The organism is Winogradskyella wichelsiae (assembly GCF_013403925.1).
Taxonomy (GTDB): domain Bacteria; phylum Bacteroidota; class Bacteroidia; order Flavobacteriales; family Flavobacteriaceae; genus Winogradskyella; species Winogradskyella wichelsiae.
In genome coordinates, this window is the sequence record NZ_JABFDJ010000003.1 from 247381 (window position 1) to 271530 (window position 24150).

The following is a 24150-nucleotide window of genomic DNA, read 5'->3' on the forward strand; positions in this document are numbered from 1 at the left end:
GTTTTTAAAAAAATAATCCTTACCATTGTATTTCAAATTGAACTAAAGAACTAGTGAAAACCATTGAATTTATATACCATTTTGATGACATTGAAACTATAGCAAATAGAGTTCTAAGTCTTTTGCATGAAAAAGTAATATTATTTAATGGAGAAATGGGTGCAGGTAAAACAACTTTTGTCAACGCTCTATTAAAAGCGATGAAAAGTGAAGACCAAGCTACGAGTCCAACATTTTCAATTGTGAATGAATATAACTTGCCTAACGATAAAATTTACCATTTTGATTTCTACCGAATAGAATCAATTGATGAAGCTTATAATTTTGGAATTGAAGATTATATCAACAGTAGCCATTGGCTATTTATGGAATGGTCAGAACGTATTGAGGAATTAATACCTGAAATTTACCAAACGATTACGATCATTAATTTATCTGATGACAAAAGATTAATAAAAATAACCGTAAACACAGCACATACAAACACTAAAACGAACCCAATACAATAAAAATTTAACACTAATATTCCTACAGATAAAACTAATTTTGCGGAAAAACCGTAATTGCAAGTCTATGATTTATCGGATTTTAACAATTTCTCATTTGCTTAAGCTTAACGATGCTTATACATTTGAATCATATTAATTAACTAAATCCCTTATATTATGAAAACTAAAAAAAATCTAGTATTAGCAATTGCTATCTTTGGAGGAGTATTATTTACTGCACAAGCTTCTAACATTATTGACTTAGATGGACAAACTACAACACAAATTGAAAAGAAACTTAGAAAGCTCGTCCCAAACGGTTAATAAAAGGTTAAGTAGAAGTGCCATTGTTGGTACAATTATAGCCACTATAATAGTTTCTACACCTCTTTTATATTCTTTACATGAAAGTGTCCCCTCTGTCAAAGTTTGGGACACTTTCCTATTTACTTACGATAGCGGTTTTTGGGAAGAGGCTCAGTACGCTATGTGGGTTTATACGAGCAAACTTATTCCTCTCATTTTATTAACTATATGGTTTTTCACTTGCCGTCATTGGTGGTACCACGCACTTTTGGTCCCTATTATTATGTATGCTTTTCAATCTATAAACAGCTGGAATTCAGAAGCAGGAAGGCTTGATGAAGGAACATTTGTTATATTACTACCTATTTTAGTTCTTATTGTTCCTTCAATATATCTTATTAGAGCAAAAATGTTCAATAAAATTAATAATGTAGATAAAACACTTGAAGAACTTGAAGAGGAATTTATGATTAAACCTAAAGGTATTTGGAAAAAACTTAAGCAGTATTTTTAAAGGTTTTGAAATATAAAAATTATTTGAAGAAATAAATTATATCTAAATATACAAGGGTATTTGTTATATTGCAATGGTAAACCAAAGTCATTAACTTCAAATGAGCATTTCTTTATCACCTTTTACCAAAGCCCAATTATTACCTCAAGAAGAAACTTTAGAAATTCTTAAACAAAAAGGAGAACTCTTTATAGGGATCCCTAAAGAAGCTCAATTTCAGGAGCGCCGAGTTTGTTTAACACCAGATGCTGTATCTGCATTAACAGCTAATGGCCATCGCGTATTATTTGAATCTGGTGCTGGTGAGGGAGCTAATTTTAAAGATAAAAGTTATAGCGAAGCTGGGGCAGAGGTAACAAAAGATACTTCTAAAGTTTACTCCTGCCCTATCATTCTCAAAGTAGAGCCTCCTTCTTTAGAAGAAATAAAACTTATTAATCCACAAACCTTATTAATTTCTGCACTTCAAATTAAAACTCAAAATAAAACTTATTTTGAAGCATTAGCAAAAAAAAGAATTACAGCTTTAGCTTTTGAATATATTAAAGATGACGATGGGCAATACCCTGCTGTAAGTTCACTTAGTGAAATAGCGGGTACAGCTTCAATTTTAATAGCTTCCGAACTACTATCAAACGTTAATGGCGGAAATGGTTTAATGATGGGAAACATTAACGGGGTTCCTCCTGCAGAAGTAGTCATATTAGGCGCTGGTACTGTTGGTGAATTTGCCGCTCGTTCAGCTATTGGATTAGGCGTTAATGTTAAAGTTTTTGATAGCTCAATTACAAAACTACGCAGGCTACAAAGTAAATTAGGACAATCTATTTACACATCAACAATGCAACCTAAAAATATTTTAAAAGCTTTAAAACGTTGTGATGTTGCTATAGGTGCTGTAAGAGGTGCAAACAGAGCACCAATTATCGTAACAGAAAGTATGGTCTCTAACATGAAACCTGGCTCGGTTGTTATTGATGTAAGTATTGACATGGGGGGATGTTTTGAAACTAGTGAAGTAACTTCACACGACCGCCCAACCTTTGAATATAACGGCGTTATTCATTATTGTGTACCAAATATACCTGCTAGATACTCTAGGACAGCTTCGGTCTCAATAAGTAATATATTCACACCTTATCTTTTAGAAATAGGAGAATATGGTGGAATAGAAAATGCCCTCCGTTTTGATCGTGGTTTAAAAAATGGGTTGTATTTTTACCACGGTATTTTAACAAATAAATCTGTGGCTGAATGGTTTGGTCTAGAGTATAGTGATGCCAATTTATTAATTTTCTAATCTGTTTTTATCATTAATAGTTAAAACAGATCTATTTATCTTATTATGAAATTTATACATCGTTTAGGTTATTATCTTGGAGGTTTTACTTTAGGTTTAATTCTTCTTTTATTTTTTTTAAATGGAAAAGATGCCTCTTGTGACTACGGTCCTAATGCCAGAACTGTAAAAAATATTAGCTCTAAGCCTTTTAAATATTCAGAGAAAGCTTCTCTTTTTATTTCAAAACAAGCTTTAGATTCTACAACCATTATCAATTTAGTGAAATTTGGAAATGTTAATTTTTCAGAAAGTAAAACAGAAATAGATTCCTGCAAAATATATCAGATAGAAAATAGTTTTAAAGATCGTGATTTAGAATTACAGATTAAAAACTGTGACTCAATTGTAACTGTTCTCGATATTATGTACTCTTACAACTAATAAAATGAAATTAATAGCTTTAAAATTTAGACATTAACCTTTAAATTTTAATCTTTGAAAGATTATTTAAAAACATGAAAATATTAGTAACAGGCGCAGCAGGATTTATAGGATTTTATACATCTAAAATCCTAGTATCTAAAGGTCATCAAGTAGTTGGGTTAGATAACCTAAATGATTATTATGATGTTAATCTCAAATATTCAAGATTATTAGAATTAGGCATCGTTAAAGATGAAGCATCAATTTATAATACCATTTGCAAAAGTGCGTCTCAAGACTTCTCTTTTGTAAGAATGAATATTGAAGATCGCGAGGAGCTTCCTAAATTATTCAACAATGAAAAATTTGATATTGTTTGTAATCTAGCTGCTCAAGCTGGTGTTAGATATAGTTTAGAAAACCCTGAAACTTATGTAGATTCTAACCTTGTTGGTTTTTTAAACATACTAGAATGTTGTAGAAATTATACCATTAAGCATTTGGTTTATGCGAGTAGTTCTAGTGTGTATGGTATGAATAAGAAAATACCATTCGCTACAGCAGACAATGTTGACCACCCAATTAGCTTATACGCAGCAACAAAAAAAAGCAATGAACTTATGGCACATACATACAGCCATTTGTTTAAAATACCAACTACTGGCTTACGATTTTTTACCGTTTACGGACCATGGGGAAGACCAGATATGGCTATGTTTTTGTTTACAGACGCTATCGTTAAAAATAAACCGATTAAAGTCTTTAATCATGGGAAAATGGAGCGCGACTTTACTTATATCGATGACATTGTTGAAGGAGTGATTCGAGTTATTGAAAAATCACCTAAAGAAAGGATCGATTCTAATCAATACTATAAATTATATAATATAGGTAATAATAGTTCTGTGAAATTATTAGATTTCATTAAAGAAATAGAAATAAACCTAAACAAAACAGCCACAAAAGACATGATGGAAATGCAACCAGGTGATGTAGAGCGCACTTGGGCAGATGTGGATGAATTAATCAACGATTATAATTACAGTCCTAAAACAACAATAAAACAAGGAGTAAAATCCTTTGTAAATTGGTATAAAGGCTATTATAATTAATCTTTAAAACTTAAATAAATTATATTTACATTATTAAAAACAATCAATCAACGAGGTCGTTTTATAATGAGATAGTATATATAAAATTGACTTTAATCAAATTACATTAAAAAGCATGAAAGTAACAAAAATTTGTTGTATCGGGGCAGGTTATGTTGGAGGTCCAACAATGGCAGTAATAGCAAAAAAGAATCCAAATATAAAAGTTACCATCGTTGATATAAATGAAGAGCGTATTGCGGCTTGGAATGATAAAGACGTATCAAAATTGCCTATTTACGAACCTGGTTTAGCTGAAATTGTAGAAGAAACTAGAGGTAAAAATTTATTCTTTACAACAGCTATTGATGAAGCTATTGCTGAATCTGAAATGATTTTTATTTCTGTGAATACCCCTACCAAAACTTATGGAAAAGGAAAAGGGATGGCTGCAGATTTAAAATACGTAGAATTATGTGCCAGAAATATTGCTGAAGTTGCAACTACAGATAAAATTGTTGTTGAAAAATCAACTTTACCTGTAAGAACAGCTCAAGCAATTAAAAGTATTTTACACAATACAGGAAGTGATGTGAAATTTGAAATTTTATCTAATCCTGAATTTTTAGCAGAAGGAACAGCGATTGAAGATTTATTAGATCCGGACCGTGTTTTAATAGGTGGTGAATCTGAAGATGCCATTGAAAGCTTAGCGAATGTTTATGGAAGTTGGGTACCTCAAGAAAGAATATTAAGAACCAATGTATGGTCTTCTGAACTGTCTAAATTAACAGCTAATGCTTTTTTAGCACAGCGTATTTCTTCAATTAATGCCATTTCAGAATTATGTGAGCATACAGAAGCTAATGTAAATGAAGTTGCTAAGGCTATTGGTATGGATTCTAGAATTGGATCAAAGTTTTTAAATGCATCTATTGGTTTTGGAGGTTCTTGTTTTCAAAAAGATATTTTGAATCTTGTCTATATTGCTAGAAGTTATGGTTTAAACCAAGTCGCAGATTACTGGGAACAGGTTATTATTTTAAATGATCATCAAAAACGTCGTTTTTCTGATAATTTAATTAGTACACTTTACAATACGGTATCGGGTAAAAAAATAGCGATGCTAGGTTGGGCTTTTAAAAAGGATACAAATGACACCAGAGAATCTGCAGCCATTTATGTAGCAGACCACCTGTTAAATGAACAAGCTAATATCGCTGTTTATGATCCTAAAGTTAATGATAAGAAAGTTCAAAATGATTTAAATTATCTTAATACAAGAACAGAACAAGAGAACAAAGAATTAGTTACTTCCTTTGAAGATCCTTACGAAGCAACTAAAGATGCACATGCTATTGCAGTAATGACAGAATGGGATGAGTTTAAAACATACGATTGGAAAAAGATTTATAGTCAAATGAAGAAACCAGCTTTTATTTTTGATGGTAGAAACATTTTAGACAAATCAGAAATGGAAACAATCGGATTTGTGTATTCTTCTATTGGAAAATAAATTTCTAACAAATTATATATATAAAAAGGCACTAAACCAATAAGTTTAGTGCCTTTTTTTTATATCAAACATTTATAATTAATTAACTATTAATTTTTTTGTTACCACTCTACTTTGATCTTCAAGCTTTATAAAGTAGACGCCTGATTGAAGCGCACTAACATCTATTTGTTCTGTTAGTGTACTGCTTAAATTTTCATTGTTGACTTTAGAATGATGAACTAATTTACCCGTTACATCAATAATATTGATATTAGAGATAATAAATGAACCTGATATTTTTATATTAACGATATCTTCTGCCGGATTTGGATATAAATGTAGTGATAGGCTTGGTACTTCATCTGTATCATCTACAGGTTGACCTGAGGAGCAATTGGAATCTATTTCGACGCTAACAGTTGCTTCATCAAAATCCAAGTCATTAAAGACCGTAACTGAATAATCTGTAGATTCAATAGGAGATACTGATATATTTTGAGTAGTTTCTCCCGTACTCCAAAGGTAGTCATCACCTCCACTTGCTGACAATGTTACTAACTCGTTTAAACAAATTAAAACATCTTCACCTGCATCAGCAACAACAGGTTGTAAAACATTAACTATCACTTGTTTTTGATCATAACATTGCCCTACAAAGCCCTTTACTTCATAGACTGTTGTAATAGAGGGACCTACTGCTAGATTAGGTTGAGATCCTCCATTGTTCCATTCATAAGTATTTGCACCAGACACTGATAATGTTACAAAATCACCATTAAGAATATCAACATTTTCCCCATTAGCGATTACGACTTCTGGACTAGGATCTACATAGACGGTAACATCATCAGAATCCGTTTGTTCTCCTTGAGAAACAACAACCGTATACGACGTTGTAGATAATGGATTTACGGTAATACTCTGAGTGGTCTCTCCTGTACTCCATAAATAACTATCCCCCTCATTCGCAGTTAATATAACTTCATAACTCTCATTATCACAAACTCTTGAATCTACCCCTGCTGAAGCTTCAAATGATGGAATCACTGTTACTACGATTTCTACAATCTCACTGTTACACGAATCTGAAGTTCCTACAACACTGTATGTCGTCGTTTCTAGTGGGCTAACAGTAATAGAATTAGACACTTCACCTGTATTCCATAAATAAGTTAAAGCACCATTTGCGGTGAGAACGGTACTTTCTCCTTCTGTAATATTAATATTTTCACTGACACTTATTACTGGCAATGCATTAACATTAACAGTCACTGTATCTGAATCGGAACGACCTAAATTATCAAAGACTGTAACTGTATAAGTCGTGGTTTCTATTGGATTAACATTTATTGATGCCTCTGTTTCTCCCGTACTCCAGTGATATATTGAACCACCTGAGGCATTTAAAATGACACTTTCTCCAAGACAAATTGCAACATCTTCACCCGCATTGGCATTTAATTCCTCTAATACTGTAACCGTAACCTCGACTGTATCTTGACAGCCATTTTCAGAAAATCCTGTTACGGAATAAATTGTAGTATTTTCTGGGGATACACTTATTTCAGATATTGTATCACCTGTACTCCAAAGATATGAAGATCCTCCATTGGCTGATAACGTGACTGAGCTTCCTATCATAATAAATAAATCTTCATTGACCGTTATAGTCGGCATATCATTTACAAAAACAGTAACTTCATCTGTATTAGTAAAGCCATAATCGTCTTCTCCAGTTACCGTGTAAGTTGTTGTGATCGTTGGACTAACACTTATTTCTGCACCAGATTGATCCGTGCTCCAGGTATAAATAGAGCCTCCAGAAGCTGATAGAGTTATACTTTCACCACTACATATAGTAATATCCTCTCCTGCACTAACCGTCATTTCAGGAATAACAGTGACTGTGACCTCCTCATTACTAATACAGCCATTTTCTCCAATAGAAGTCACTGTGTAAGCTGTGGTTACTATGGGAGCTACTAATATTGATGTGGTAGTTTCTCCGGTACTCCATATATAAGATTCACTCCCTGTTACAGAAAGTGTTGTCGACTCTCCTTCAATAATAACAATATCATCAGATACTGATACTTCTGGTGCTGCATTGACAATAACAACAACATCATCTATACTAGAACAAAAATTATCACTAACTTCTACACTATAAATTGTCTCTTCCGTAGGACTTACCTCAATAGAAGCTGTTGTCTCTCCCGTATTCCATGTATATGACGTTCCCCCTGTGGCAGTTAGAACCGTAGAACTGCCGAAACATATAAACTGATCTTCACCTGCATATGCTGTTGGCATTGCATTTACAGAAACCATTATATCAATAGCTTCAACCTGATCATAATTATCTGATATCGAAACACTATAAACTGTGGTTTCTTCTGGAGAGACTTCAATACTTTCCGTAATATCACCAGTATTCCATAGATAACTTGCTCCACCACTAGCTGTTAGAATAACACTTTCCCCATGACAAATTTGTTGGTCATTACTTGCGCTCGCTTGGAGCGCTTCGGGAAAAACCGTTATTTCAGTTGCGTCATAAAGTTCACCTTCTATTGATCTAAATGTTATTATTACTTCTCCTACAGAAATAGGAGTTACAAGACCATTAATACTTACGGTGGCTATATCTTGATTACTTGAGGTCCAAGTTCCATTTTGGTTTGTTGTATTTACAGGTATAAAATTCACTGATATTTGAAGCGTATCTGACAATGCTAATTCTGTAGTATTTGGTGTTAATGTTACGCTTTCTGCAGCTATTGTATTATAATTATCTACTTGATTAACAAATTCTTCAAACCACGTATACCCACTGGAAGCCGTATCTGTTGCAGAAGCCCCGTTCATATAATTAGACTCCCAAGTATCTGCTATTCCATTTCCGTTTTCATCATAATTATCTGGTCTAGTACTTAACGCAATATGAGAGACATTATTATGAAAATCCAAGTATCTTTGCTGACTTGTAAAGGTCTCAGGACTATTCTCATAAGTTTCATAACTCCCCTCACCTAAGTTAATTACTTCTAGATAATCATCATCGATAAAATCAGATTCTCTTTGTACTACACCATTATTATCTATATATGCATTTGCTCCAACATCATTTATAACATCCGTAAATGAATCGGTTGCTGCATTAATTTCTACAGGTACTCCAAGTAAAGGGTAAGCTATATCATTGAAATAAATATCTGGAGCTGGAACATCTTGAGCTCCTAAATTAAACTCTACATATAACACCTTATTATCAGCTTCAGGATCTGTAAATATATTTTTGTCTATATAATTCCCTGCAGCATAAATAGAAGGACTATAGTTGGTATCAATACAATTTACTTCATTTCCTAAATTATTTCGACTCCCCATGCCATAATAATTGTTAATCATGTTAACTTCTCCATTGCCTCCTATTCTTGATAATCTAGCTTGCCAATCCCAAACGACATTATTAATAATGTCTCCTCTACCATCTGTAAATAAATTGGGATGTCTATGCGATACATTAAAATATAAAGAATTATGAATACTTAAATCATAAGCTTCTGAAGGGGCACCAGTATTTCCAAAAAGAGTCCCTGTTTTACTTTCTGCAACTAATAATCTTTGAAAAGTAATATTATAAGTTGGTTGACCACCATAAGATCTTGTGCTTACGGACTCATCACCTCCCCAATTAATTGATACATGATCTAAAATAACGTCATATGAACTAATTATTTCAAAAGCATCAGAACCACTATAATCTGGTCTAATCCTGAGGTAACGAATAATAACGTTATTACACTGTTGCATTTTAATCCTTGTGCCTGTAATTGTAATTCCTCCTTGTGGTGCTGTTTGCCCCCAAATAGATAAATTTGACACATTTAGGGTTAACCAATCTTCAACTGGTTCTAATTCTATTGTGCCACTAACATTAAACACTATATTACCACCGTTAGTAACACCCGCATCTGATATGGCTTGTCTAAAAGAACCTAAACCTGTACTATTTAAATTGTTAACAAAATAGATAGGTTTTCCCCTGCCTCCTGACACATTGGCTCCAGCACCAAAAGCACTAGGAAAAGCTTTTTCTTGTGCACATATTTTATAACCTGATAAAATAAATACTAATAAGAATAAATATAATGGTTTTTTTATTTTTGTAGGGGCTTTCATGAACGGTATTCTTTATATACTTCCAAATAGTGTCTCAATCTATCAAAACAAATAAATAAAAAGATGAAATCACTAATTTTTTCGACTAAACGAAATTAATTGTAAGAATTTTTATATTATACTGTAATTATACTACATATTTACGACCAAAGATCATATTTAGACGTTATAAATTGATTTTTAACATATTAGAGAAATTATCTACGTTATTCTCATTCAATATTTTTTATTAAAAAAATTCTATTGATTTTATATCAAAACCTGTCAGTTATTAAAATAAAATCCGTTTTTTTACTAAAAGTTTATTAAATAATGTGCGGTATATATTTAACTAACATACCTTATGAAGAAGGTATAATAAAAGACAAACTAAAATCAATTTCGTTTAGAGGTCCAAATTACACTGGGTTTAAAAAAGAAGGTATACTTTATTTTGGTCACTTACGGCTTTCAATATTAGATTTAGACCCACGTTCTAACCAGCCTATGGTTTCTGATAACTTAACAATTGTGTTTAACGGGGAAATCTATAATTATAAAGATATTAAACAAGATTTAATAGAGCTTGGGTACTCTTTTAATACTGAAAGTGATACAGAAGTACTATTATTAGGATATAAACATTGGGGAAAACATATTTTAGAAAAAATAAATGGCATGTTTGCTTTTTGTATTTATGATTCAAATACAAATAAGGTATTTTCTGCAAGAGACCGTTTAGGTGTGAAACCGTTTTATTATTATTGGAATAATGGCAGATTTGAAATTTGTAGTCAAATACGTCCCCTATTACAAGGTAAGTCAATAAATGAAGATGCAATATCAATGTATTTAGATACTGATTATATTCCCAGTCCTTATACAATTGCTGAAAATGTTTTTAAACTGCCTCCTGGTAATTTTTGTTTCATTGATTTAAATACTAACAAATTAAAAATAGAAGAGTATTGGAATTTAAAAGAAGTTAAGATTAAGGACATATCTTATAAAGATGCAAAAAACACCTTACATAATTTATTAATAGATGCTGTTAAAATTAGACTCCAATCAGATGTTCCTATCGGATCATTTTTATCAGGAGGCATCGATTCTGCACTAATTACTAGCCTTGCATCTAAAATATCCGATAAAAAAATAAATACATTCTCAATTGGTTTTGATAATCCAAAATATGATGAAAGTAATATTGCTGAGCAATTTTCAGAGATTTTAGGAACAAACCATAATACAACAATTTGTACGTCAAAGGACATATTAGACTTAATTCCTAAATTAATCGAAGTATATGACGAACCATTTGCAGATAGTTCTGCGCTTCCTTCATTGCTTTTAAATTCAATTGCTAAAAACCACGTTACTGTAGCTTTATCAGGCGATGGTGGTGACGAAAGCTTTTTAGGATATGACCATTTTGAATCTTTAGAAAGAAATAAATTTATAATAAAAATCCCCTATTTTATTAGGAAATTTTTATCAGCACCTATATTCCTTAAAGCTATTGGAAAAGATTCTTACCGTGTTAGAAATGCGCTCACAACAAAAACTGAAAATGATTTTATTGAAAATATTTTTTCAAGAAAGGGTTTTATTTTAAAAGAGAAAAGGCAAAACTGGACAGCGCATTATCAAGGTTATAAAAAATGGTCTAATTCTTTATTACAAAAAGCTGCTGATCTAAATATAAAACTATGGTTAGAAAATGATAGTAATGTAAAAGTTGATCGAGCAAGTATGGCATATTCTGTAGAGGTTCGCAGTCCTTTTTTAGATTACAGAGTTATAGAATATGCAAGATCTTTACCAACTTCTTTTAGATATAAAAAAGGCAGGCAAAAACGAATCTTGAGAGACATCTTAAAAGAATACATCCCTGAAGAGGTTTTTAATCTTCCAAAAAGTGGATTTAGCGTCCCTATTGGAGAATGGATGCGTCATGAATTGAAAGATGAGTTTTATAAGGCACTCAATGATGACTTCTTAAATAAAGTACCGAACTTAAATAGTTCTAAATTTAAAATCTTATTAGAAGAACATATGAAAGGGCAAAAAAATCATACTCCATACATATGGAAGGTATATGTACTCAGTAAATGGTATGATGAATTTAATTTTTAAGATCAGAGATAACTCTTATTCAATTTTAAAAATAACATCATAAATTGTATTTTCTTAAAACGCTTTACTTCTACTCTTTTAATAATAAAATGATCTTAGTTGTTTGGAGTTAATCGTTAAAAACGAGTCTTTAATATATTAATTTAGAGTATATAAATTATTTCATTCAAATTTGTTTCAATTAATACTAAATCCCTTAAATAGATAAATCTAATTTCTAAAATTTAGCAAACTATTATTTTTTGAATGGTAAATAAAATAAGTGTCATAATACCTGTTTATAATGTAGAAAATTACTTAGATCGATGCATTAATAGTATCATTAATCAAACTTACCAAAACTTTGAAATTATACTAGTCAATGATGGCTCTTCTGATAATTCAGGTCATATATGTGATAATTACAAAATACAAGATACTAGAGTTATTGTTATACATAAACAAAATGAAGGCTCTAGTTGCGCTAGAAATGCAGGATTAGATATAGCATCTGGTGATTATATTTCATTTGTGGATAGCGATGATTATATAAATGAATCAATGTTAGAGATTATGATTACTAATCTCACTAAATTTAATTTAGATGTTGTAGAAATTAACCCCACCAGCAACAATGTCGATTTAAACCTAAATTACAATTTTGAAATTCAAGATAAAGTTTCCATGATGAAGCGAATTATTCAAAATACTGCATTTTCAGTTTGGCGCCGCATGTACAAAACTTCTTTAATTAATGATTTAAGGTTTATACCAAAAATAATTCATCAAGATGTGTTTTTTACTATCGATGTTTTAGATAAAATAGATCAGATAGGTTACATAAATCAACAATTATATCATTATAACACAGATAACGTTAGTATAATTAGAAGCAAGTATTCATTAGAAAAGATAAAAATAGGTATAAAGGCTACAGAATATATTTGTAATAACATAACTCACTTACCCGAATTAAACCTAACAAAAAAAAACTACGTAACCAACTATTATACAGATCACTATTTTTTGCTATCTAGAAATACAGATATAGACCCAAATAGAATATTTAGAAAAAAAATTAGAAAAGCGATTGGAGAATCTGTAAGTTTAAAAAATTATACTCTTAGGTCAGTTATGGTTATTACATTGCCTCTTGTAATTATGGAGTATATTTCTCATATCTATAGTAAACTGATCTCAAGATCATAAATTTATGTCTAGAGTAGCATTAACTATAAAGAACGCTTGGATAGCTTTAATTTTTCAATTAATCTATATACTCATACAGTTTTTTTCTCGAAACATTTTTCTCGACAATCTTGGTAATGACTTTATTGGTACAGTTGATACTCTAAAAAGTATATTGCAATTTTTAAATCTTTCAGAGCTAGGAATAGGTACTGCTGTTGGTTTTGCGCTCTATAAACCTATTTATGATAACAATAAGGATAAAATTAATGAAATAGTTGGTTATTTAGGTTTTCTATACAAAAGAATAGGTTATTTTGTTTTAGGATCTTCTCTGTTGCTATTGTTCTTTTTTCCTTTTTTTTTCGAAGACACCAATATAAATCTTGCTAAAATAATATTCCTATTTGCAGCCTTATTAATAAGTAATTTATTAAGTTATTTTTTCGCATATTATACATTTCTACTACAAGCAGATCAAAAAGGTTTTATAAACATAACCATAGGGCAATCTGTATTTATACTAAGATTGTTTCTACAGTGTTTAGTACTAATCTACTTTAAGGATGTCTGGTTATGGATATTATTAGAATTACTAACCCCTTTTATTTATATTTTTATTTTAAGAAAAAAAGTTAGACAAACTTACCCTTGGTTAATATTTAATTTAAAGATTACTAAAGTTATACGTAACAATCAAAAAGGATTATTAAAAAAAATAAAGCAAATAAGTTTTCATAAGCTAGGAACATTTGTAAGCAATAGCACAGACAATATTATTATTTTCTCGATGGTTAACCCTGCAATGGTAGCCTTCGTTGGTAATTACCAAATGATAATGAATAATATAAACCTATTAGTCAGTAAAATGTTTGAAGGCACCAACGCTAGTGTAGGAAATCTTGTTGCTGAAAATAACATAGAAAATATGCTTAAAGTTTTTTGGGAATTTATGGCTTTACGTTTCTTTATTGCTGGTTGCTCAACAGTGTTATTATATTTAGGTTTTGATGAATTAATAACCTTATGGTTAGGTGAAGAGTATTTATTATCTCAGACTATCCTAATTATTTTAATTATCATTTTTTTTATGCTTCAAGTAAGACAACCTATAGATAGTTTCAAACAAGCTTATGGACTTTATGGAGATATATGGTCTCCTGTAATACAAAGTTTAATTAACTTATTTTTTTCTATATTATTTGTATTTAAATATGGTGTATTAGGTGTATTCTTAGGTACTATGATTAGTCAATTCATCATTGTAATGCTATGGAGACCATACTATGTTTTTAAATATGGTTTTAAAATTAATCATTGGATTTATTGGAAAGGTTTTATAATGCATTTATTCTATTTATCTGTAGCTTTTATAAGCTACTATTACCTGTCAATGTATTTAGACAAAGAGGAAAACGCAAATTTGTTCTCTTTATTTACTGAACTGTTAAAATTTGGAGCACTATTTCTTGCCATTTATCTAGTCTTGTTAAGTGTATTTAGTTTAGGTTTTAAAAACTTAATAAAACGCTTTACAAATTTAATAAGAAAAAAAAATAAGTGAAACTTCCATGAAATATTTAATAGCCATTTTACTTATATTATTTGCTTCTTATGCTGATATTTTTTTTTTCAGAATAGGTGTTGTTCCCTTTCAACCTTCTTCTTTCTTCATACCTCTATTCTTAGGAGTTTGTATTGTAAAATATCCTGTACTAGATTATATCGATCTATTTAAATCTCATTCGTTTATAGTTTTTACAGTAATACTCTTTTTTTCAATAATATATGCCGCAATATCTAAGGTGGATAGCGCTCTTATAATAACAAACATTTCTTTAAACGCCATAACACTCTTAATGTATATTTTTGCTGTTCATTTTTTTAGAACAGAAGATAAATGGCTCGTTTTTTTAGTTATTTTCTGTGCTTTCACAACCTTAGCAGGTAGTGTGTGGTATGATTTTTTTATTGGTTTGCCTAAATATAATCTTCAATTAGCGGAAGCTGTGAGAAAAGGTGGCTTTGGTGAAAACCCTAATCAAGCCGCTTCAGGCATAAAGTTCTTGGCTTTAGGGGTGTTAGTTTTTTTATATAAATTTAAAACAAAACGAATTGTATTTATTAGCGCTATGGTTATCTCTGTATTCTTGACATTCTCAAGAAGTGGTATTATCTCTGTGATACTTATACTAATTTTTGGTACTGCTAATAGCTGGAACAAAAACTTTAAGATTACAACACCGATTCTAATCAAAAGTCTTTTTAAAATGGCAATTTTATTTACTGGTTTATACCTTGGACTTATTTTATTTGCTGGTGTAATTAAGGATAATTTTCCTGCATTTACAAGGGGTGCAGCTGGAGAAAGGCTAGATTTATTATTAGGGAAAAGCGATGGTAGCGTTATAGCAGAAGATGTTGGCTCTGGAGGAGGAAGAGGTGATTTATTATTAATGTATTTTGATAAATTCAAAGAAAACCCATTAGGATACGGAACAGGCTATACAGCCGACCAAAGATTTGTGCCTTTAAACACACATAATTATTATCTGTTTTTAGCAATCAACTATGGCTTTTTAGCATTAATAATTTATATTGTTTATTTATGGCGAGGTCTTAAGCTTTCTTTAAAAGAAGATCAATTTTACTATCTTATATTCTTAGCTTTATTAGTTTTTGAAGGTCTTATATCTCATTCAATATATTACGAACGGTCATTGCTAATTAGTCTAGCTTTCTTTGATAGTCTATTATATAACAAAAACTCAAAAACAAGAAGTCAATTAAGCATGAGTAAATAAAAGAATATGATACAATCAAAATCAGACTATTACCATTATGTCAAACAAGATAAAAAAGCTTTAAAAATAGAAGCTACTAGTACCGCACAATTATTTAAAAATATTGTATCACCTAATTACATTTGGAAATTTCAACAGTTATTAAGAAAAGTAGAGTATTTTCAAAATTGTAAAAAAGGTATCATTAATAAGTTGTATCTAAATTTTTTAAAATATAAATTTAAAGCTATTTCTATTAAATTAGGTTTTTCAATTCCCCCCAATGTATTTGGTCCCGGACTTTCTATAGTTCATTATGGTACTATCGTAATTAATAGTAATACTAAAGTAGGTAGCAACTGTAGAATACACGTTTGTGTAAATATTGGTGCATCAGGTGGTGAGTCAGAAGCACCTCAGTTGGGAGACAATGTTTATATTGCACCTGGTGCCAAAATTTATGGTAACATTTCAATTCCTAATAACACCGCTATTGGCGCAAACGCTGTGGTTAATAAATCCTTTAGTGAAGAAAATACGATGATAGCAGGTATTCCTGCAAGAGTAATAAGTGAAATTGATATAAAAAAAATCATTAAACATTTATAGTTCTTAATGGATAATAGAATAAAAATAATATTTATAATACCCTCCTTAGTACCAGGCGGCGCTGAGCGTGTCATTTCTTTTGTATCTCAAAACATTGATAAAGACAAATTCGCCCCCTTACTTTTAGTTATTGGTTACCCAGAAGACTCTGCTTATGATGTTAGTAATGTTGAGGTTAAATATTTAAAGAAAAAGAGAGTCTTAAAAGCAATACCTACTATTGCATATTTAATATTTAAGCTTAAACCTAGTATTGTTTTAAGCTCTATATCTCATACAAATATTGCAATGTCCATAATTGCACCCTATTTTAAGAGAACAAAATTTATAGGAAGAGAAGCTACTATTTTAAGTAAAAGAAAAGATCAAACAAGTACAAAAAAATGGTCGCCTATTAACTTCGTTTCCAATCAATTTAATAATTTAGACATGCTCATTTGCCAATCAAATGATATGGCAGAAGACATGGTTAACAACTACAACGTACCAAGAAATAAAACGTGCGTAATTAATAACCCAATCTCAAATTTAGCATTAATAAAAGAAAAAACTAACAATGAAAACATTAGGAAATATATAACGGTTGGAAGACTTGTTAATGTAAAAGGCCATTTCCGGATTTTAGACATCTTATCGCAATTAAAATTCCCATTTTCATATACCATAATCGGTGATGGGAATTTAAAAGAAGTAATTTTTAAAAAAGCAGAAGAATTATCTATTTTAAAATATATAATTCATATTCCTTTTACAAATAAGGTCAATGATTATATTATTAATCATGATTATTTTCTTCAAGGGTCATATCTAGAAGGTTTCCCAAACGCATTGCTAGAAAGTTGTGTGGTTGGCACACCGGTTATAGCTTTTGATGTACCTGGTGGCACAAAAGAAATTATAGAAGATGGTGTCAATGGCTTTTTAGTTAAAAATGAAATAGAATTTTTAGAAAAGCTCCAAGAAAAGAGAATCTGGGATCCTAAAAAAATTAGAGAATCTGTTTATCTAAAATTCAATAAGGAAAAAATTATTAAACAATATGAACAATTATTTATCGATATCTTAAAGTTACATTAAACTCCTGTGAACCCAGTTAAACAACATATTAGCATTTTAACCATAGCTTTAGGAAGCGGTGGAGCGGAAAAAGTAATAAGCCTCTTACTCAAAGAATTAAAGGCCGATTATAAGGTTACCCTTGTTATGCTTTATAATGTTACTCATTTTCCTATTCCAAAAGAGGTTGATGTTATTATTTTTAATAAAAATGGTCCTGATAGACCTACATATTTAAAATTTGTAGATACCATCAGTTTTATTATAAAATATTATCACTTTGTAAATAAACAAAATATAGCTATTTCTATATCATTTTTAGCATTACCTAATCTTATAAATGGTATCATGTCTAGTTTTAACAGGTCTGTTAAAACAATTATCAGTGAGCGTGGTTTTCCTTCAGATAATGTTACTAGCAAATTATCACTTTATATTTCCAAATGGTTTTATCCTATTTTCTATAACCGATGTCATAAACTGTTTTCAAACTCAATACATATCAATAAAGACTTAAGAGATAACTTTGGTGTTAAAATTCCGATGGAGGTTATTTACAACCCGATTGAAATTCCAAAAACAATTATTGATTCAAATAGATTAAATACCAAAACACTAAAACTTATAACTGCAGGAACTTTAAATAAGAGAAAAAATCATATCATGACCATTCGTGCCATAAAAGCCTCTAATTTAAAATATGAGTTTTCCATTTTAGGTGGCGGTGATTTATACAATTATTTACAAAATGAAATTAAAGAATCACAATTAAGCGATAACATTATCTTAGAAGGAAAAGTAAAAAATGTAAACAATTATTTGCTAAATAGCCATTGCTTTGTGTTGTCTTCATTTACAGAAGGTTTCCCTAACGCTTTAATCGAAGCCATGGCCATCGGTCTACCAAGTATATCAACAAACTGTTTATCTGGACCTCTAGAATTATTAAATGAAAACGAAGAAATTAGTATTAAAAATGGTGAATTTTTTATTGCCAAATACGGTTTACTTGTTAATAATGATGACCATATAGGCTTGAGTAAAGCACTCGATTATTTTCACAATAATCCAGAAGAAAGAGTAAAATTTAGTCAATTAAGTTTACAACGCTCAAAAGACTATCAATTAAAAAGTATTTATAAAAAATTCAATTACTTTATACAGCATTAATTAAGAGAGTATTACATGTGTGGAATTAACGGTATTATAACAAAAACCAATCAGGATAAGGACCAAATATCATCCATCCTTAATACAATGAATAATCTCATTATTCATAGAGGACCAGATCAGGACGGTTTATTTTCTGAAGAAACTGACCAATTTACGGTTGGTATGGGAATGAGAAGATTATCTATTATTGATTTATCTTCAGGTAAGCAACCTATATTTTCGGACGATAAACAAATCGTTATTGTTTTTAATGGCGAAATCTATAATTATAAAGTCCTAAAATCAAAATTAGAAACAGAAGGTGTTCATTTTAAGACTTCTAGTGATACTGAAGTCATCTTAAAAGCCTATGAGAAATATGGTACAGAATCCTTTCAGTGGCTAGATGGTATGTACGGTTTTAGCATCTACGATAAAAATATTAACCAATTATTTATTGCTCGTGATTTCTTTGGCGAAAAACCACTTTACTATACACATACTGATAACGAATTTATCTGGGCTTCAGAATTAAAATCCATTATAAACACCATCGATTACACTCCTAACATTTCAAAAAAAGGGTTGAATCTTTATTTTAGACTCACTTACATTCCTGCACCACACACTATTTACGACAATATTTTTAAGTTAGAAGCCAATCATTATATTGCATATGATTTAGCTTCACACAACACTACCATTCATAAAATTAATGCTGAACCAAAACCAAAGGCAATCAACATTTCTTTTGATGATGCCAAGTCAAAAACAAAGGATCTCGTTTATAAAAGTGTAGATAGTAGATCTATTGCAGATGTTGGTTTAGGGACTTTTTTATCTGGAGGTGTTGATTCTTCTATAATTTCGTTGTGTTTAGCGCAAACCACAGACAAAAAAATAGATACATTTTCTATTGGCTTTAAAAAAGCATCTTACGACGAGACTGATAAATCTAGAGTCGTTGCAAAAATGCTAAACAGCAATCATCATGAGTTTATTATTGATGAAAACGATCTTAAAAATAACATACATGAAATTTTAGTCAATTTCGATGAACCTTTCTCAGATACAGCGGCCTTACCTACTCACCTATTATCCGAGAAAACTAGAGAGCATGTAACCGTTGCTTTAACGGGAGATGGTGGAGATGAAGTATTTGGTGGTTACAACAAGTATTACATTGGTAAAATGAATAAAAAATACACAAGTGTTATTCCTAAAGGGCTTCATAAAGGTATTTCAAAGTTGAGTAATAAGTATCTTATTAATAAAGATGATACGCGCGGTAGAAAATTTCAAATTAATAAACTCTTAAATTCTATAGACTACGATGGTGAGTTTTATTGGAATATAATTTCTTTAGCTAATACAAGTCAGCAATTAGCTGAAATTATGTCTCCTGATTATTTTGATTCGGATATTTTTCAAGAGTACAAAGCTGTTTTAGGAAAACAAAAAATAGAAACGCTCACAGATTTTAGACTTGTAGATAAAGTGTTAAGTTTAGAAGGTGGCATGTTGGCAAAAGTAGATAGAACGAGCATGATGACCTCGTTAGAATGTAGAGCTCCTTTCTTAAACAGAGAGTTATGGGAATTTACCAATACCTTACCCGAGAATTACTTAATGAAAGGCTGGAACAAAAAGTATATCTTAAAAGAAGCTTTTAGAGATCAGTTTCCTGCAGAGTTTTTAGAAAAAGGAAAAAGCGGTTTTGGTAGCCCAACTGGAGATTGGTTAAGACAAAGCCTAAGAAAAGAATTAGAAAGTTATATTGAACCTCAATTACTTAAATCTCAAGGCATATTTAACACTGAAGTTATTACCAAATTGGTTAAAGACCATTTAGAGAGTAAAAAAGATAGCACGTTTAGAGTTTGGTCTTATTACTGTTTCCAAAAATGGTATAAATATAATTTCCTCAAACAAAACTAGAAAAGATGGATAAAAAAAGAATATTACTTATTGCATCTTTTGCTGGCTCTTTAATACGTTTTAGAGGTGATTTTATTAAAAGTTTAATCGCTAACGACTTTGAAGTCTTTACTGCAGCACCAGAATATACAGAAAGTGATACTAAAATAATTAAAGCTATGGGCGCGATTCCTATTGAGTTTAATTTGCAACGCACAGGACTAAATCCTTTAAATGATTTAAAATCTATTAAAGAATTAAAGTCTATAATGAAAGACAACAAGATTGATTTAGTATTTCCATACACTGTAAAACCAGTGATTTACGGATCGATGGCTGCTAACAGTTGTAAAATACCAGTTATTTCTTTAATTACAGGACTTGGTTATGCATTTACTGGTCTCTCTGCAAAAGCGAGAACGTTACAACGTTTTAATGAAATATTGTATAAACTTTCCATTAGAAAGAATAAAATCATTGTATTTCAAAATAAAGATGATTATCAATTATTCTTAGACCGAAAAGTAATTTCTAAACAACAACGTGTAGATTTTGTAAGCGGTTCTGGTGTTAATCTCAATCAATTTACATTTAAAGAAAAAAATGCATCAGACAAGGTCAGTTTTCTATTAGTCGCTAGATTAATTCAAGAAAAAGGCATTGCACTTTACATGGAGGCTGCAAAACTATTAAAGGCCAAATATCCCAAAGCCGAATTTAATTTAATTGGAGCACCCGAAACTTCACCTTCTGCTATTAGCGAAGATGAACTTAATGAAATGCATAAAGAAGGTATTATTGTTTTTCATGGGAAACAAAATAATATAGAAGAACACCTGCACCAAAATGACATCTTTGTATTGCCAAGTTACTATAGAGAAGGTTTACCAAGAACAACGCTAGAAGCCTGTGCTTGTGGCAATCCAATAATTACAACTGATTCTGTTGGCTGCAGAGAAGCTGTAAAAGAAGGTGAAAATGGATTTTTAATTGAGCCTCAAAATTTAGAAGCTTTAGTTAAACCTATGGAATATTTTATTACACATCCTGATAAAATAAAAGACATGGGAATAAACAGTAGAAAATATGCAGAAGAACGTTTTGATGTTAACATTATAAATAACGATTTAGTACAATTAATAAAAAGTGTTCTTAAAATATAACGAAATGAAACTATACGGTAATTTTATAAAACGGATTTTTGATTTTTTAGTCGCATTTTTTGGACTCTTAATTATTTCGCCACTATTTATAGTTCTAATCATCTGCCTATTTATACTCAATAATGGAAAACCGTTTTTCTACCAGGCTCGAACGAGTAAAAATGGTAGAATTTTCACCATTATTAAGTTTAAAACGATGACAGACAAAACGGATAAAGATGGAAATTTATTACCTGCATCAGAGCGTGTGACTAAGATTGGCAACTTTTGCAGAAAGTTATCTCTAGATGAGTTACCACAACTTATAAATATTCTAAAAGGTGATATGAGCTTAATTGGTCCGCGACCTTTATTACCAGAATACCTAGAACGATATAATAAAAGACAATACAGACGACACGACGTTATACCAGGTATTACTGGTTGGGCTCAGGTAAACGGTAGAAATACCATTAGTTGGGAACAAAAATTTGAATTTGATGTGTATTACGTAGAGAATCAATCTTTTACTTTAGATCTTAAAATTTTTATAAAAACAATAGATAAAGTAATTAATAGAAAGGATATTAGCAGTTCAGAAACTCTAGACATGCCTGAATTTATTGGTACTAAAGAATAACTCTACTAATTTCAGACTATTAAATAATATTAAAATCGTTGAAGTCTATAATAAAATTTTGAGCTAAGTTTTCAGGATTCATATACGCATGAGATTCAAAATGTATATTCTTACCATTATCTATTAAAGCCACACTTTTCCAGCCTAAAGCATTTGGTGCCACAAAATCCTTTTTTAAGTTGTCTGCAATATAGTAATACTTACTTGCTGGTAATGCTTTTTCTATAGCTTTAAAATTGACTTTACTTGGTTTTTCAGTACCTATTTCTTCAGAAACTATAATTGTATCTAAATAGCTTAGAATATTTAAACTTTTAAGTTTGGCTCTTTGGGTTTTTGATCTGCCATCTGTTACAATTCCTATTTTACCGTTTTTAGCTTTTATAGCATCAAAAACAGCAATAACACCATCAAACAAGTGAATATCTGGTTGGTGGTTTCTATACATATCTATTAATGGCCCCATTTCTGTTTTATAAGCATCTGCAAGAAATCCAAAAACATTAATTTTACATCTATACAACGAAAACATCTTTGAATATAAAGACTTCCAATGGTTCGGTTCTAAAGATTTAGCGATAGCCTTGTAGGCCGATTTTAAATAATCTAACTCGTTATATAATGTATCGTCTAAGTCAAAGACAATAACGGTATTTTTATTAACCTTTATATCCATGTACTAAAATTTCATCATCATAACGAATCATTAATAAATTACTTTCCCAAACATCAAATTTATCAGCTATGGTTTTATCAAATAAATATTCGTCAATAATCCATTTTGTATAGTTAGCTCCAGATAAATAAGATAGTGGATAGCCACCACCAAAACGAGGATTAATCTCTATAGCATAAATTTTATTGTCATCCTTTTTATGTAAAAAAAACTGAGCAGTTATACATCCAACAGCTCCTTTAATAAATATTAAGTTTTGCTTTATATAATCTACTAAAACATTACTAACTGTCAACGCCTTATAAACCTCACCATCTCTAACTTCAACTCTTTTTCGAGGAACTACACATCTTAATTTGTGATCTTTACTAAAGTATAAATCACAAGTAAATTCATCAAATTCGTTATGATCTAAATACTCTAAAAACATCAATTTATCATTATTAAAATGATAATCTGTCAATGCTTCTTTCGTTCTAATTAAATAAGTATCTACACTTCTACTGCCATCAATCGGCTTAATAAAAAGAGGCAAAACATAGTTATCTTTTGCATACTCTTTTGCTACCTTTATATTGTTTTCTTCAAAAAACTCATGTATGACTCTTTTGTTTCTACATTTAGAAACAAATTCTTCTGATGAGATTAAAACAGAAATACCTTCTTGTTTAAATTTTATTTTATTTTTAGCAAGCTTAAGAAGTTCTGTGTCTATTGTTGGGATAACCAAACTAATGTTATGAGTCTTGCAAAAATTCAACAAAACAGAAATATAATTGCCATCATTTAACCTTGGTACTTTAAAAAACCCATCTGCAATTTGGCATGCTGCAGATAGCATAGGGTCTGCATCTGTTGCGAATACTTTAGCTTGTGGGTTCTGTTTTTTTATTTCTTTCTGAAATGACTTTACGAGAGAAACTCTTCGCCCAGCTGAAGTAATTAAAATATTCATGCTATTTATTTAGATTAATTTTCTGTTTATTTTTATTCATCAAAAATATAAAGATAATTAATATTCTCCTTTGAGGATAGAAGGCTACAATTTAAATGATTAATACTATTATAATTATAAAAAGAATTAATTATTTTAGATAATTGATAAC

General features: G+C 30.5%; 20 protein-coding genes. 17 read left to right on the forward strand and 3 right to left on the reverse strand.

The genetic code is table 11. From position 1 onward, the window contains the following. The first annotated feature begins 53 nt into the window (after positions 1 to 53). From tsaE to HM985_RS08415, 7 genes are all read left to right on the forward strand, one after another. Positions 54 to 509, forward strand: a complete 456-nt coding sequence (tsaE, locus tag HM985_RS08385) for a tRNA (adenosine(37)-N6)-threonylcarbamoyltransferase complex ATPase subunit type 1 TsaE (protein ID WP_179375824.1) — start codon at positions 54 to 56, stop codon at positions 507 to 509. 156 nt (positions 510 to 665) lie between these two features. After that, positions 666 to 812 carry a hypothetical protein gene (locus HM985_RS08390; protein ID WP_179375825.1) on the forward strand — a complete coding sequence of 49 codons (147 nt, stop codon included), beginning with the start codon at positions 666 to 668 and terminating at the stop codon, positions 810 to 812. Continuing rightward, a complete protein-coding gene (locus tag HM985_RS08395) occupies positions 775 to 1308 on the forward strand; it encodes a hypothetical protein (RefSeq protein ID WP_218843390.1) in 534 nt (177 codons plus the stop codon). The genes HM985_RS08390 and HM985_RS08395 overlap by 38 nt, the downstream gene beginning before the upstream one ends. 100 nt (positions 1309 to 1408) lie before the next feature. Next, on the forward strand, positions 1409 to 2608 hold the full coding sequence (locus tag HM985_RS08400; RefSeq protein ID WP_179375826.1) for an alanine dehydrogenase: 1200 nt from the start codon (positions 1409 to 1411) through the stop codon (positions 2606 to 2608). A 45-nt stretch (positions 2609 to 2653) separates the two neighbouring features. Further along, positions 2654 to 3031, forward strand: a complete 378-nt coding sequence (locus HM985_RS08405) for a hypothetical protein (protein ID WP_179375827.1) — start codon at positions 2654 to 2656, stop codon at positions 3029 to 3031. A 74-nt stretch (positions 3032 to 3105) separates the two neighbouring features. Continuing rightward, the gene (locus tag HM985_RS08410) at positions 3106 to 4125 is read left to right on the forward strand and encodes an NAD-dependent epimerase (protein WP_179375828.1); all 1020 of its coding nucleotides are present in this window, start codon (positions 3106 to 3108) and stop codon (positions 4123 to 4125) included. A gap of 115 nt (positions 4126 to 4240) precedes the next feature. Beyond that, entirely contained in the window at positions 4241 to 5620 is a 1380-nt protein-coding gene (locus HM985_RS08415) for a nucleotide sugar dehydrogenase (protein ID WP_179375829.1), read from the forward strand. 78 nt (positions 5621 to 5698) lie between these two features. On the opposite strand, the gene HM985_RS08420 is transcribed toward HM985_RS08415, so the two are convergent. Then, positions 5699 to 9787 (reverse strand): T9SS type A sorting domain-containing protein, encoded by a 4089-nt coding sequence (locus HM985_RS08420; protein WP_179375830.1) that lies wholly within the window; start codon positions 9785 to 9787, stop codon positions 5699 to 5701. Between the two features lie 312 nt (positions 9788 to 10099). Between HM985_RS08420 and asnB (HM985_RS08425) the strand changes: the two genes are divergently transcribed. From asnB (HM985_RS08425) to HM985_RS08470, 10 genes are all read left to right on the forward strand, one after another. After that, a complete protein-coding gene (gene asnB, locus HM985_RS08425; protein ID WP_179375831.1) occupies positions 10100 to 11902 on the forward strand; it encodes an asparagine synthase (glutamine-hydrolyzing) in 1803 nt (600 codons plus the stop codon). A gap of 246 nt (positions 11903 to 12148) precedes the next feature. Beyond that, on the forward strand, positions 12149 to 13090 hold the full coding sequence (locus HM985_RS08430; RefSeq protein ID WP_179375832.1) for a glycosyltransferase: 942 nt from the start codon (positions 12149 to 12151) through the stop codon (positions 13088 to 13090). A 4-nt stretch (positions 13091 to 13094) separates the two neighbouring features. Beyond that, positions 13095 to 14633: a lipopolysaccharide biosynthesis protein gene (locus HM985_RS08435; RefSeq protein WP_179375833.1), complete on the forward strand. Its 1539-nt coding sequence runs from the start codon at positions 13095 to 13097 to the stop codon at positions 14631 to 14633. 7 nt (positions 14634 to 14640) lie between these two features. Further along, complete coding sequence (locus tag HM985_RS08440; protein WP_179375834.1) at positions 14641 to 15873, forward strand: O-antigen ligase family protein; 1233 nt, start codon at positions 14641 to 14643, stop codon at positions 15871 to 15873. Between the two features lie 6 nt (positions 15874 to 15879). After that, on the forward strand, positions 15880 to 16461 hold the full coding sequence (locus HM985_RS08445; RefSeq protein ID WP_179375835.1) for a serine O-acetyltransferase: 582 nt from the start codon (positions 15880 to 15882) through the stop codon (positions 16459 to 16461). Between the two features lie 6 nt (positions 16462 to 16467). Further along, on the forward strand, positions 16468 to 17538 hold the full coding sequence (locus HM985_RS08450; RefSeq protein ID WP_179375836.1) for a glycosyltransferase: 1071 nt from the start codon (positions 16468 to 16470) through the stop codon (positions 17536 to 17538). Between the two features lie 6 nt (positions 17539 to 17544). Further along, positions 17545 to 18687, forward strand: coding sequence for a glycosyltransferase (locus HM985_RS17405; RefSeq protein ID WP_179375837.1), 1143 nt, complete (start codon positions 17545 to 17547; stop codon positions 18685 to 18687). A gap of 15 nt (positions 18688 to 18702) precedes the next feature. Then, positions 18703 to 20607 (forward strand): asparagine synthase (glutamine-hydrolyzing), encoded by a 1905-nt coding sequence (gene asnB, locus HM985_RS08460; RefSeq protein WP_179375838.1) that lies wholly within the window; start codon positions 18703 to 18705, stop codon positions 20605 to 20607. Positions 20608 to 20612: 5 nt separating this feature from the next. Beyond that, positions 20613 to 21749: a glycosyltransferase family 4 protein gene (locus HM985_RS08465; protein ID WP_179375839.1), complete on the forward strand. Its 1137-nt coding sequence runs from the start codon at positions 20613 to 20615 to the stop codon at positions 21747 to 21749. 4 nt (positions 21750 to 21753) lie between these two features. Next, positions 21754 to 22368: a sugar transferase gene (locus HM985_RS08470; RefSeq protein WP_179375840.1), complete on the forward strand. Its 615-nt coding sequence runs from the start codon at positions 21754 to 21756 to the stop codon at positions 22366 to 22368. 19 nt (positions 22369 to 22387) lie between these two features. On the opposite strand, the gene HM985_RS08475 is transcribed toward HM985_RS08470, so the two are convergent. Together HM985_RS08475 and HM985_RS08480 are read right to left on the reverse strand one after the other, a co-directional pair. Continuing rightward, positions 22388 to 23044 (reverse strand): HAD family hydrolase, encoded by a 657-nt coding sequence (locus HM985_RS08475; protein WP_179375841.1) that lies wholly within the window; start codon positions 23042 to 23044, stop codon positions 22388 to 22390. Beyond that, on the reverse strand, positions 23028 to 23999 hold the full coding sequence (locus HM985_RS08480) for an ATP-grasp domain-containing protein (RefSeq protein WP_179375842.1): 972 nt from the start codon (positions 23997 to 23999) through the stop codon (positions 23028 to 23030). The genes HM985_RS08475 and HM985_RS08480 overlap by 17 nt, the downstream gene beginning before the upstream one ends. Positions 24000 to 24150: the final 151 nt, after the last annotated feature.